The sequence below is a fragment of the Archangium sp. genome, assembly GCF_036389735.1.
Classification (GTDB): domain Bacteria; phylum Myxococcota; class Myxococcia; order Myxococcales; family Myxococcaceae; genus Archangium.
On record NZ_DASVWK010000913.1, the window covers coordinates 1 to 11,530 of the forward strand.

The following is an 11,530-nucleotide window of genomic DNA, read 5'->3' on the forward strand; positions in this document are numbered from 1 at the left end:
GTTCTCCGGCGCCTGCACCAGCACCGAGCAGTCCTCCATCACCACGGCCATGGGCTCGGCCCGCACCTACGCCACCAACGCGTCAAACTACCTCAACGGCATCTCCTCGGGCACCACGCGCTACACCACCTGGTTCGGCGCCTACTCGAGCACCAACCTGACCACGGCGCGCAACCACTTCACCAACATCAAGAACGCCCTGGCCAACGCGGCGGTCGTGGTCGACTGCAGCTGCAACGACAGCTACTACGCCTACGTGTACCCGGCCTCGCCGTACAAGATCTACGTGTGCAACGCCTTCTGGAGCGCCCCCAACACGGGCACGGACTCCAAGGCCGGCACGCTGGTCCACGAGATGAGCCACTTCAACGTGGTGGCGGCCACGGATGACCACGCCTACGGCCAGAGCGCGGCCAAGAGCCTGGCGACCTCCAGCCCCACCAAGGCGCTGGATAACGCGGACAACCACGAGTACTTCGCCGAGAACACCCCCTCCCTGCCGTAAGCTCGGCCAGGCCGTGGCGTAAAGACGGGAGCGGCGACGCTCCCGTCTTTCTTTTTTTGGGAGGGCATCGGTCCATGACGCGTGGAAACCTTGGGTGGTTCTTGGGGGCCTGTCTGGCCGTCGGTGGTTGGGGGTGTGCATCGCGGAAGGAAGCGGCGGAGCCCCAGGCTCGGCCCACCGAGCAGAAGGAGGCACCGACCATGGGACAGCAGGAGACTCCGAGATCGCTCACCTGCTCGCTCAGCGTGGCGCCTCGCTTCAAGGTGGGGGAGCCGGTGATGCTGCGCTTCCAACTCACCAACCCCACGGCGCGGCCCCTGTTCGTGCTCGACTGGCACACGCCCTTCGAGGGGCTGCTCAACAACTTCCTCCAGGTGACGCGCGACGGCGTGGACATCCCCTACCAGGGGCCGATGCTCAAGCGCGGAGATCCCACGGCGGAGGACTACGTCTCCATCGCCCCGGGCGCATCGGCGGACGCCACCGTCGAGGCGTCGCTGGCCTACGACTTCACGCAGCCGGGGCACTACCGGATCGCCTTCCGCAACGAACTCCTGGACGTCGCGACGAAACAGGCCGAGCTGCCCCACACCCGGGATGGGTTCCGGGCCATGCCGGTGCAATGCCCGGCCGTCGAGACGACGATCGTCACGCCCTGAGGGGTGACGCGGTGCGACATGGCGCGAGCACCCATCTGATATGGTAGGTGCTCTCAAGCGGACATCCAGGAGCCAGTACACCCATCATGAGCACCGCAGTCGCCTCGCGCGCGGAGGACGTTCCCCCGGCCGCCTTTCCGTCTCTCGACGAAGAGGCTTTCGCCCGTGATCTTCAAACCCTCCGCACCGAGGCGGAAGCCTCTCTAGGGCCCAAGGATCTCGCGCACTTCCGGAAGATCGAGCGCTGGGGCCGGGTGTGCTCGCTGCTCGGTTACGCGACGGCGTGGCTCGCGCCCAATCCCCTCTCGGCGCTGCTCATCGCCCAGGGCAACACGGCCCGCTGGACGATGATGGCGCACCACTCCACGCATCGCGGCTATGACCGCGTGCCCGGCGTGCCCGCGCGCATCACCAACCGCCACTTCGCCACCGGCTGGCGCCGCATGCTCGACTGGCCCGATTGGATCCACCCGGAGGCGTGGCGCCACGAGCACAACGCGCTCCACCATGGGCGCACGGGCGAGACGGCGGATCCGGACCTGGTGGAGGAGACCACCGGCTTCCTGCGCCGCTCGTCCATGCCCCTGCCGGTGAAGTACGCGATCGTCGCCTTCTTCGCCTTCACGTGGAAGCTGACGTACTACGCGCCCAACACCTTCCTGGAGTGGCAGCGGGCCGAGCGTCGGCGCGCGGGCGTGCCCGACGATGGCGCTTCGCCGCCGCTCATCACGGCCTTCAACCCGCTGCGCGCCGAGGGGCGGGCCTTCTGGGCGACGTGCATCCTGCCCTACGCGGCCCTGCGCTTCGTGCTCCTGCCGGCCCTCTTCGCGCCGCTCGGGGCGTGGGCCGTGTTCTCCGTGCTCGCCAACAGCGTGCTGGCCGAGCTGCTCACCAACCTCCAGAGCTTCATGATCATCGCGCCCAACCACGCGGGCGATGATCTCTACCGGTTCCACGATCGCGCCCGGAGCCACGCGGAGTTCTCCGTGCGGCAGGTGATCGGCTCGGTGAACTACACCACCGGCGGCGACGTGGTCGACTTCCTCCACGGCTGGCTCAACTACCAGATCGAGCACCACCTCTGGCCCAACCTGCCCATGCGCAAGTACAGGGAACTCCAGCCCCGGGTGAAGGCGCTCTGCGAGAAGCACGGTGTTCCCTACGTGCAGGAGAACGTGTTCCGTCGCGTGAAGAAGCTCGTCGATATCATGGTCGGGCGGACCTCGATGCGCACACTGGACGCACGAGGTCGCTGACGAAGCCGGGTCCGGAGGCACAATGGGGAGCTTCGAGGTAGCGAAGGAGCGCGCACCCGCCCTCGCCAAGGGCGTGAAGCAGCTCAAGGCGCTGGGCTTGCTCTCGCGCTGGGAAGTGCGTGAGTGCCAGGCCGCCTTCCGCGAGGTGCTGGGCGAGGTTCCCGAGACGCTGACGGATCAGGACGCGGTGTCGCTCCTGGAGACGTACTACGCCACGGGACTCCAGGAACGGGGCCGGGAGGATGGCTTGCTGTTCCTCGACTGGCGCTTCGGTCAGGAGACCTCGGACGTCGTCGCGGAGCTGCTCTCCATCACCGATGCGCCGGGCCTGGCCTCCCTCCGGCGGATGGAGGGCGCGCGGGCCGTGGTGGCCGAGGCGTCCGGCGCCGAGCGGACGATCACCGTGTCGGAGGGGCTCGAGCCGCTGGTGGCCTGGCTCAACACCCTGCTGGTGGCGGCGGGAAACCCGCGCCGGATCCTCTCGCTGGACATCGGCTCGGACGCCTATGTCTTCCTCTTCCGGGAAGAGGGCTTCGAGCGCACCCTGAAGCAGAGCCCCTTGAGCGGGACGGTCGCATGACGGGCCCTCGGGCCAAGACGTGCGCCACCTGCGGGCGCGGCCTCTCCCCCCGCGAGGTGTACTACCGCTTCTCCCTCGTCCTCCAGGGAGAGCAGGACGCGATCGACACCCCCGGGGGTGGCACGGGCTCGGAGGAGGAGCTCGCCTTGCTCCTCAAGCAGCTCGAGGAGAGCCCGGAGTCGCCCCAGGAGATGGAGGAGCAGGTGCACTGGGAGCGCTCCGGCGTCGTGTGCGGAGCATGCCGCTCGCTGGTGGTGCGCACGCTCACCCCGAAGCCGGAGGCGGCCGGGCCTCACTGAGCCACGAGGGCCCGGGACTCAGACGCTCGTCTCGGGCCCCTCGCTCGACACGTCGAGCCGATCGAAGGCGCGGCCCAGGCCCACCACGCCCAGGGCCACCTCGGCCACGAGCACCGCCGCCGCGGCGAACCCCGCGAAGGGCAGCGCCCACACCCCGAAGCCCAGGAAGTGGTTCAGGCCGAAGCCCACCAGGGCCGCCAGCACCCCCGCGGGCAGCAGCCCCACCATCAATGCCACCAGCGTGCCCATCAGGGTCAGCACCCGCTGGCCGAGCGCCTCGAAGCCGCGCACCCGCTCGCCCTCGGGGGGCAGCCACGCCGGGAAGAGCACCACCGCCGCGTTCTGCACGAAGAGCCCTCCGAGGCTCACCGCCGGCAATACCCAGACGGCGCACAGGCCTCCCGCCACCCACCACGCGGCCCCCCCTCTCGGCTCTCCCAATACCGTCGAGAGCACCACCGCCAGCACGACGAGCCCCACCTGCGTCACCCCCAGCAGCAGCGCGGGCGCGGCGAGCTCCGCCGCCACCACCTGCCGTCCGGTGAGCGGCATCGCCCGGAGCTGCTCCAGCCGGGGCAGGTCCATCCGCAGATCCATCCGCACGGCGGAGGGGCCGAAGAAGCACAGGATGACCGCGAGCCCCGCGCACAGGGGGGCCATGATCAGGCGCACGTTGGCGAGCACATCCGCGCCCCGGCCCGAGGCCACGGCGGCCACGAGCCCCCCCAGCAGCCCCGCGACGAGCAGCCGCCCCGCCCCGCCCAGCCGCCGCCCGGCGATGAGGTTCTTCCAGACGAGCGCCACCTCCGGACGACCCGTGGGCGCCAGCCGGAAGAAGGCCGCGCGCAACCGGATGGGGGTGGGCCGGCCTCCCTGACGTCCCATCTGCTCTCGGAGGCGGGCCCGCTCCTCGGCCCGGACCAGCGCGGCCTCCTCGAAGGGCACCGCCGCGCTCATCACCCACGCGTAGTGGACGGCGAGCAGCCCGAGCCCGAGCGGCAGGGCCCGCACGAAGGCTCCCACGTCCCGTGCGAGCGGCAGGGCCACCAGCGCCCTTCCCGGCCACAACGCCGGCGCGTCCATCAGGGCGACCAGCCACCGCTGGATGCTCCGGGGATTGGCCAGCTCCTCCGGGGGGAAGGGGTGCTCGCGCAGCACGGACAGCGCCGCGCCGACGAACAGGGCGAGCACGGCCGCGAGCGTGCCCCAGCGCAGCACCACGCCCACGCCGCCGCGCCGGGCGAGCCGCGTGCGCACGAAGGAGGCCCCCATCACGTGCAGGTTCACCGTGGCGAGCGTCACGGTGGCTCCGAGGAAGAAGAGGACGGGGTTCGGCGACACCACGCGGCTCATGAAGAGGGTGGCGAAGAAGGCGCCCACTCCCGCGCCCACGAGGCCTCGGGTCAGCTTGTAGTGCAGCAGCCCCCGGCGGGATACGGGCGCGGGGAAGAGCTGCTGTACCTCCGTCTCGGTGAAGCTCAGCGCCGGCCGATCCGGCCCCAGCGCCCAGGCGGAGAGGAGCGTGCCGAGCATCGCGGCCGTGAGCATGAACTGGCTGAAGATCTGCGCCATGGGCGGAGGCATCCCCTCCTGGCCCCGGGAGATCACCCCCCGCAGGAAGAGGGAGTACACGTACATCCCGCCGACGATCGCCCCCACGAGGTACTTCGGCTGGCGCAGGCGCTGGAGCTGGCGGCGCAGCCGGTTGTACGTCGAGGCCACCCAGAGGAACGCCATCGCACGCGGGAAGCTCACGGGACCTCCCGCTCGGGCCGGGCCTCGGGCGCCGCGCTGGTGATGCGGATGAAGAGCTCCTCCAGCGAGGCGCCCTCCCCCTCCGGACCGCTGAGCTGAGCGCGGATGTCCGAGAGCGTCCCCAGCGCCACCGCGCGCCCCCCGGCGATGACGAGGATGCGGTGGCACAGCTCCTCCACCAGCGGCAGCAGGTGCGAGGAGAGCACCAGCGCCGTCCCCGCCTCCGCCCGCTGGCGCAACGAGCCCTTCATGCGCCGGATGCCCAGCGGATCCAACCCCGTGAGGGGCTCGTCCAGGAGGATGAGCCGAGGCGTGTGCAGGAAGCCGCACGCGATGGACAGCTTCTGCTTCATGCCGCGCGACAGCTCTCCGGGCAGCGCCTTCTCCTTGCCGGCCAGCTCCATCTCGTCCAGCAGCGCCCGGGCCCGCTCCTCCCAGCCCTCCACCCCGTACAGCCGCGCCACGAAGTTCAGGTGCTCCCAGACGGTGAGGTACTCGAAGAGGCGGGGCTCGTCGGGAAGGAACGCCAGCGCCCGCTTGGCCTCCACCGGCACCGCCGCCATGTCGTGGCCGGCCACCGTCACACGCCCCGAGGACGGAGGCAGGATGCCGGCCAGGCAGCGCAGCGTGGACGTCTTCCCCGCCCCGTTGGGCCCCACCAACCCGAGCACCTCACCGGGGGCGACCTGGAACGTCAGCCCTCGCACGGCCTGTACGTCGCCATACCCCTTCTCCAGCCCCTCCACCTCCAACACGGGCGCCGTCACTCGGACCTCGGCTGCGCTGTCTGCATGTGGGACAAAATACGCGGCCCACCGGGCGGATTCCACTCAGGTAGGGTACGCCCGCCTTGGAGGTTTGATGCGGTTCCTCGACCAGAAGCCTGCCCACGATCTCACGTACAACGATCTCTTCCTGGTGCCGAACCGCTCGGAGGTCGCCTCCCGGCTGGACGTGGACCTGACGCCGCTCGATGGCCTGGGCACCACCATTCCCGTCGTGGTGTCCAACATGACGGCCGTCTCCGGGCGGCGCATGGCCGAGACGGTGGCGCGCCGCGGCGCCATCGCCGTACTGCCCCAGGACATCCCGCTCGACATCGTCGAGCAGAACATCACCTACGTGAAGTCGCGGCACCCCGTGTACGAGACGCCCATCACCCTGCGTCCCACGGACACGATCCAGGAGGCCCTCAACCTCATCCACAAGCGCGCCCACGGCGCCGTCATCGTCGTGGACGAGAACGAGGCCCCCGTCGGCATCTTCACCGAGAACGATGCCGCCGGCTTCGACCGCTTCACCCAGCTCCACCGGGTGATGTCCACCGAACTCGTCAGCGTCGACGAGGGCACACCGCTCGAGCCCATCTTCGAGCGCCTGGCCAGCAAGCGGCTCTCCTGCGTGCCGGTGGTGCGCGGCAGGCGGCTCATCGGCGTGGTGACACGCAAGGGCGCGCTGCGCTCGACGCTCTACAAGCCGGCGCTCGACCGCGACGGAAAGCTGCTGGTCGGCGCGGCCATCGGTATCAACGGCGACGTGAAGGGCAAGGCCGAGGCGCTGCTGCGCGCGGGCACGGATTTGCTCGTCATCGACGCGGCGCACGGCCACCAGCGCAAGATGCTCGAGGTGGTGGAGATCGTCCGGGGCCTGTCCCCCCGAGTGCCCGTCATGGCGGGCAACGTCGTCACCCGCGAGGGGACGCGGGATCTCATCTCGGCCGGCGCGGATCAGGTGAAGGTGGGCGTGGGCCCCGGCGCCATGTGCACCACGCGCATGATGACCGGTGTGGGCCGGCCCCAGTTCTCCGCGGTGCTGGACTGCGCGGAGGAGGCTCGGAAGCTCGGCAAGCATGCCTGCGCCGACGGAGGCATCCGGCACCCGCGCGACGTGGCGCTCGCGCTGGCGGCCGGCGCGGCCAACGTGATGATCGGCTCCTGGTTCGCGGGCACCTACGAGAGCCCGGCGGACACGATGCGCGACAGCGACGGCCGCCTCTACAAGGAGAACTACGGCATGGCGTCGCAGCGCGCGGTCAAGGCGCGCACCCGGGGCGAGTCGCTCTTCGATCGCGCCCGCAAGGAGCTGTTCGAGGAGGGCATCAGCACCTCGCGCATGTACCTCGAGGCGGAGCGCCCTGGGGTCGAGGACAAACTCGATCAGATCATCACGGGCGTGCGCAGCGCCTGCACCTACGCGGGGGCGCGGACGCTGGAGGAGTTCCACCGCGACGCGGTGGTGGGAGTGCAGAGCCAGTCGGGCTATGAGGAGGGCCGCCCGGTCCGCACGAGCTGGTAGGCGGGCGTCCAGGGTCGCGGATTTCCCGCGCCGGCCGTCCTGCCGTAATGTTCCGGCCCCGGCGGCCTGGGGATGAACCTCGGACTGCCCAATCTGGAGCCGACATGAGCACCGAAACGAAGAAGCCCTCGCTGTACGAGCGGCTGGGGGGCGTTTACGCCATCGCCGCGGTTGTGGACACGTTCATCGACCGCATCATGGTCGCCCCCGAGCTGAACGCGAACCCGCTGGTGGACGAGGCGCACCACCGCGTGCCGAAGGCCGGCTTCAAGTACCTGGTGACGGAGATGGTGTGCCAGGTGACGGGTGGTCCCCAGCGCTACACGGGCAAGACGATGCAGGAGTCGCACAAGCACCTGAACATCTCTGCCTCGGAGTGGGTGGTGTTCGCCGGCATCTTCAAGGGCGTGCTGGACGAGTACAAGGTTCCGGAGGCCGAGCAGGCGGAGCTCTTCGCCATCGTCGGCAGCACCCGCGGGGACATCGTGGTGGAGAACCCGGTCGCCGCCAAGGCGAGCTGAGTTCGTCCTCCCTCCTCCACGGGTTCGAATCCCGTTGGGGACAATCTGGAAGGCCCAGCAATCTCGAGGAGTTGCTGGGCTTTTCTTTTGTCCCCTGTTCCTCATGTCCCCTCCGTGTGCCCCTCCGGCGTCTCTGGCCGGTGCGACGTGGAGCTGGGGCACAGGCCGGTCGAGCTGCTGCACCGCGCTCTCCCGGGCCTCCGGCGCGAGGTGGGCGTAGCGCATGGTCATCTCGATGGTCGCGTGGCCCATCAGCTCCTGGATGACCTTGATTGGTCCTAGCTTGTTTGGGGGACGTAGCCATGCGTTTCCGAGCGTGCATCGCACTTCTGCTCTATGTCTCAGCCTGCGCCACGTCAGCGCCGAGCCCAAGAGAACCAGCGGCCCGCGTCCCAAGGCTCGCCAACCTCCAGCGAGCGGCGACGCTGCCCTGGACGGATGGGGGACGGTGCGCCGTCCAGGAGGCTTCCGAGCCCTGGCCCGTGCTGGTGGAGCGGTGCTTTCATGCCCTCGACCATGACCGGATCGAGTTTCACGACACCACGGGAAGATGCGCTGTGGCCTCCACGGGTGCCGCTGCTCTGGGGGTCGGGGTCTGTGTCTTGGCGGCGCCGGAGATCGCCGTGGGAACGGTAATCGTCGCGGGCGTTGTGGTGGTGGGCTTCGCCATCAAAGAAGCGATGGATACCTACGCGGAGAAGAGAGGCCGTCCCCAGGTAAGGCCCGTGCCTGAAACAGCGCCCGCCCCGCAGAAGCCCTCACCGAAAAAAAGGCCAAAGCCGGAGCCCAAAGGACCGGATTTCCCTCCCGTGGGACCAACCGAAACCTCGGAGCGAGATCGCCGCAGGTGCGAGCCCGTCCCAGCGAAGCGCCACCTTGGTGGAAATAAACTGCACGACAAATGCGCCGACAGAATTCCGAACAATAGTTTTCCCGGCAGGGATGTATTCGTGAATGGGAAGAACTTCGACGCGCTGCAACTGGCCACGCGCACGCTCTGGGAGGTCAAGACCGACAACTTCGACACGTACCCGCCCGACCTTCGAGAAATTGTGATCGAGAGTCAGGTGCAAAAGTTGCGGCATGAGCGCGCCCTCGCTCTGGCTTGTGGATTTGACTTCCGGGTCGGCGTGCGGAGCCCCGCGCACAAAGCCGCACTGGAACGCGCGGCCCCGGAGCTCGATGGAGTGATCGTCGTCATGGAGTGGTGCTGAGATGCCAGCCACACAAGAAAATGAAATTGCCATTACCGTTTATGCGCCTGCACTCATGGGCAATGATGGTCGCCCTTTGGCCGTTGTTCATGGAATGGAGCGCGCACTCCCTGGCTTGCGCCTGGATTGGACGATTTCTAGTGAGGGGAAGCGCATCCCAGTGCCGCAGCGCGAGGCATTTCTCGCCCGAGGGAGGCCAAACGGACGTGGATTTCCGCTCCTCCGAAACGGGGATGATGACTTCCGAGTCACTGTGACTGGATTGGAACTACCAGCGGGCAGCTCGCCGGGTGGCCAAGCCCAACTTGATATTCATGCGGTGTTGCCTCTGACCGTAGACGGCATCGCAGCAGCAGCGGAAGTGCTGGAAGCCATTGCGGAGGGTGCTCGCGCGTTCTGGGGGCACGCAACGCCGTTCAACGCGGGAGTGGATATTGCGCGCCAGACGAAAAACTGGGCGGCGAATCCGCAGCCTCCACCCCGAGGGCTGCCAGCGCTGAAGCTCCCATGGAACATCCGCTCGCCTGAGATTCCGCATCGCCTCGGGTGGCTGAACTACTGGTCGGCTGCCGCTGCACGGACCATCGGCTTCCCGGACCCGGCCCGCGACGCGGAGTTGCTTTCGCGCTCACGACGTACCGCGACGGGCGGGTGGGTTGTCAGGCTCACCGATGCGTCCCTCGATCTGGACAACCCCGCCCACCTGGACGCGCTCAAACGGGCCTACGAGCGCTTCCCGGAGATCGGCGGGCGCTCCCCCCCTTGAGGGGCACGGCTCGCGGGGGGAGTTGCTGGCTGCCCCACTGCTCTGCGCGCTCGCGGCAGGCGTCAGGGCCCGCTCAAGCCACTACGCACGCGCCCGGGTCGGTCCCAACCACCGTGCGCGAAGCAACTCAGGCAGCGGCACAGGGAGTGGTGAGCCGAGCGAGCGTGTCACCGGAACGCATCGACGATGTAGGCCGCTGCAATGGAGCCGTCGAGAATGGCCATCCCGGGCTTCGACTCTGGCAGCTTCCGCATCTGGTCGCGGCTAAGCCGGGCCACCGCGCAGATGGGAACCTTGTCACTGTCTGGCGGGTGGGCCTCGTAATACCGGATCACAACCTGCGGGCCGCTCGTCCAAACCTGCCCGTACAAGCGGGTCGTCGCTTCAAGCGTGCCGAGGTCATCCTTCAGAATGCTCTCGATGGGGCCGTCGTAGAGAGAGATGCGCCTCGCGTCGATCTGGTTTGCGTCGAGCTCCACCAGCGCAGCATCCCCAACGCGCAGTTTTAGATACCGCATGACTTCGAGCGCCTTCGCCGGGCATTCCTGCGGACCTGGAGTGCCGTCCGGGCGCAGTGCCACGCCTCTGGTCGTTGTGCATCCGGAAGACGTGGCAAGCAGGACGATGGAGCTGAGCAGCAGAGCCTTGGTCGTGGGCATGAACGGCACTTCTACTGCCGAATCAGCGTGTGATCCATCGCCACGGCCACCTGTAGGAGTCCATCGCCACGGAAGATCTGTAGGGCCAGATCGGCGAGCTGCCCGCCCTCAGTTTCGAAGGCGCTCTTATCCACAACGACCGCGATCTTCCCCGACTGACCGGGAACGATCTCATTCCGGTTCATGCGGAGCGCAAAGGGCCGAGCGGTGTAACTGGTGAAGTCGCGGGTCAGATAGGCACCGTCGAGCTTCCATGACTCGCCGTAGAGGGTGTTCGTCAGGTGCTGAGCCATCCCCTCATTTTTCGGCCGAAATGCTCAACAATTTCAACCACTTACAAATGGCCGCATCTCCCGCCAACCCCAGACGCGGGGTAGCCCCGTGCCCAAGTTCCCTCGGGGACTCAATAAAAACAAGGGGTTACGACGCGAAAATGAGGGGATGGTTCAGCGTCAGGTGAATCACGACCGCCGCCTTGCCGGGGCCCGAGAAGACTTCGACGATTATGTCCATGTCCTCGTTCTTCGAGCGCCAGAACTTCGCACGCCGAAATGGCGTCTTCTTCACCTGCCCGTTCGCGAGCAGGGTCGCGAAGGCGTGATCGACCGAGTTTTCTTCCTTCTTGAACCGCTCGTTCTCCTCGCTCAGCATGCGCTCGCGGTTGAGGGAGTCATAAAGGGACGAGAGGATCACGTTGTAGCTGTCGGTGTCCTTGAACACGTTGACCTGATAGTCGATCCATCCCCAGTCCTCGCGGCTCTTGGGCTTCACAAGGAACGTGAACTCCGTCCCGTCAACGAGCGTCACGAGCAGGGGCAGCGCCTCGCCGCTGTCGAGGTCGCGCAGCGGCTCGATAACCACCTTCTTGCTTCCGACAAGCAGGGGTTCGAACCGCCCTTCCCACGCAAAGATTTTCGTCTTCGCCCGATCGACCTCTGCCTCGAAGCGAAGCGTCGTCACCACCTGCCAGGAAACGTAGATGGACGGCGCCTCCTGGCCTGGATGGGCCGGCACTTTGAGG

General features: G+C 67.8%; 14 protein-coding genes. 9 read left to right on the forward strand and 5 right to left on the reverse strand.

Annotation, left to right across the window (positions count from 1 at the left end):
• The 5 genes from VF794_RS32405 to VF794_RS32425 form a co-directional block, all read left to right on the forward strand.
• Positions 1-505, forward strand: a 505-nt coding sequence (locus VF794_RS32405) for a M35 family metallo-endopeptidase (protein ID WP_331116982.1), incomplete at its 5' end; no start/stop codon positions are given.
• 200 nt (positions 506-705) lie between these two features.
• Positions 706-1,164: a protease gene (locus tag VF794_RS32410; RefSeq protein WP_331116983.1), complete on the forward strand. Its 459-nt coding sequence runs from the start codon at positions 706-708 to the stop codon at positions 1,162-1,164.
• An 86-nt stretch (positions 1,165-1,250) separates the two neighbouring features.
• Positions 1,251-2,420: a fatty acid desaturase family protein gene (locus VF794_RS32415; protein ID WP_331116984.1), complete on the forward strand. Its 1,170-nt coding sequence runs from the start codon at positions 1,251-1,253 to the stop codon at positions 2,418-2,420.
• A gap of 22 nt (positions 2,421-2,442) precedes the next feature.
• On the forward strand, positions 2,443-3,000 hold the full coding sequence (locus VF794_RS32420; RefSeq protein ID WP_331116985.1) for a hypothetical protein: 558 nt from the start codon (positions 2,443-2,445) through the stop codon (positions 2,998-3,000).
• Positions 2,997-3,299, forward strand: a complete 303-nt coding sequence (locus tag VF794_RS32425) for a hypothetical protein (RefSeq protein ID WP_331116986.1) — start codon at positions 2,997-2,999, stop codon at positions 3,297-3,299. The genes VF794_RS32420 and VF794_RS32425 overlap by 4 nt, the downstream gene beginning before the upstream one ends.
• 18 nt (positions 3,300-3,317) lie before the next feature.
• Here the strand turns inward: VF794_RS32425 and VF794_RS32430 are convergent, their stop codons facing one another.
• A complete protein-coding gene (locus tag VF794_RS32430) occupies positions 3,318-5,054 on the reverse strand; it encodes a putative ABC exporter domain-containing protein (protein ID WP_331116987.1) in 1,737 nt (578 codons plus the stop codon).
• On the reverse strand, positions 5,051-5,821 hold the full coding sequence (locus tag VF794_RS32435; RefSeq protein WP_331116988.1) for an ABC transporter ATP-binding protein: 771 nt from the start codon (positions 5,819-5,821) through the stop codon (positions 5,051-5,053). Before VF794_RS32435 ends, VF794_RS32430 begins: the two co-directional genes overlap by 4 nt.
• A 94-nt stretch (positions 5,822-5,915) precedes the next feature.
• Between VF794_RS32435 and VF794_RS32440 the strand changes: the two genes are divergently transcribed.
• The 4 genes from VF794_RS32440 to VF794_RS32460 all read left to right on the forward strand — a co-directional run bounded on the left by VF794_RS32440 (position 5,916) and on the right by VF794_RS32460 (position 9,850).
• Positions 5,916-7,349: a GuaB1 family IMP dehydrogenase-related protein gene (locus VF794_RS32440; protein WP_331116989.1), complete on the forward strand. Its 1,434-nt coding sequence runs from the start codon at positions 5,916-5,918 to the stop codon at positions 7,347-7,349.
• A 104-nt stretch (positions 7,350-7,453) separates the two neighbouring features.
• Positions 7,454-7,870 (forward strand): group 1 truncated hemoglobin, encoded by a 417-nt coding sequence (locus VF794_RS32445; protein ID WP_331116990.1) that lies wholly within the window; start codon positions 7,454-7,456, stop codon positions 7,868-7,870.
• A gap of 482 nt (positions 7,871-8,352) precedes the next feature.
• On the forward strand, positions 8,353-9,084 hold the full coding sequence (locus VF794_RS32455) for a DUF6310 domain-containing protein (protein ID WP_331116991.1): 732 nt from the start codon (positions 8,353-8,355) through the stop codon (positions 9,082-9,084).
• Position 9,085: 1 nt separating this feature from the next.
• Entirely contained in the window at positions 9,086-9,850 is a 765-nt protein-coding gene (locus tag VF794_RS32460; RefSeq protein WP_331116992.1) for a DUF5953 family protein, read from the forward strand.
• Positions 9,851-10,017: 167 nt separating this feature from the next.
• Here the strand turns inward: VF794_RS32460 and VF794_RS32465 are convergent, their stop codons facing one another.
• The 3 genes from VF794_RS32465 to VF794_RS32475 form a co-directional block, all read right to left on the reverse strand.
• Positions 10,018-10,509, reverse strand: coding sequence for a serine/threonine protein kinase (locus VF794_RS32465; RefSeq protein WP_331116993.1), 492 nt, complete (start codon positions 10,507-10,509; stop codon positions 10,018-10,020).
• Between the two features lie 11 nt (positions 10,510-10,520).
• Complete coding sequence (locus VF794_RS32470) at positions 10,521-10,802, reverse strand: DUF2381 family protein (protein ID WP_331116994.1); 282 nt, start codon at positions 10,800-10,802, stop codon at positions 10,521-10,523.
• A gap of 127 nt (positions 10,803-10,929) precedes the next feature.
• A partial coding sequence (locus tag VF794_RS32475; protein WP_331116995.1) for a DUF2381 family protein occupies positions 10,930-11,530 on the reverse strand: 601 nt, incomplete at its 5' end.

Bases quoted from the DNA above. Each gene is read 5' to 3' on its own strand.
- VF794_RS32410 (WP_331116983.1), top strand. From the start codon at position 706: ATGGGACAGCAGGAGACTCCGAGATCGCTCACCTGCTCGCTCAGCGTG.
- VF794_RS32415 (WP_331116984.1), top strand. From the start codon at position 1,251: ATGAGCACCGCAGTCGCCTCGCGCGCGGAGGACGTTCCCCCGGCCGCC.
- VF794_RS32420 (WP_331116985.1), top strand. From the start codon at position 2,443: ATGGGGAGCTTCGAGGTAGCGAAGGAGCGCGCACCCGCCCTCGCCAAG.
- VF794_RS32425 (WP_331116986.1), top strand. From the start codon at position 2,997: ATGACGGGCCCTCGGGCCAAGACGTGCGCCACCTGCGGGCGCGGCCTC.
- VF794_RS32440 (WP_331116989.1), top strand. From the start codon at position 5,916: ATGCGGTTCCTCGACCAGAAGCCTGCCCACGATCTCACGTACAACGAT.
- VF794_RS32445 (WP_331116990.1), top strand. From the start codon at position 7,454: ATGAGCACCGAAACGAAGAAGCCCTCGCTGTACGAGCGGCTGGGGGGC.
- VF794_RS32460 (WP_331116992.1), top strand. From the start codon at position 9,086: ATGCCAGCCACACAAGAAAATGAAATTGCCATTACCGTTTATGCGCCT.
- VF794_RS32465 (WP_331116993.1), bottom strand. From the start codon at position 10,509: ATGCCCACGACCAAGGCTCTGCTGCTCAGCTCCATCGTCCTGCTTGCC.
- VF794_RS32470 (WP_331116994.1), bottom strand. From the start codon at position 10,802: ATGGCTCAGCACCTGACGAACACCCTCTACGGCGAGTCATGGAAGCTC.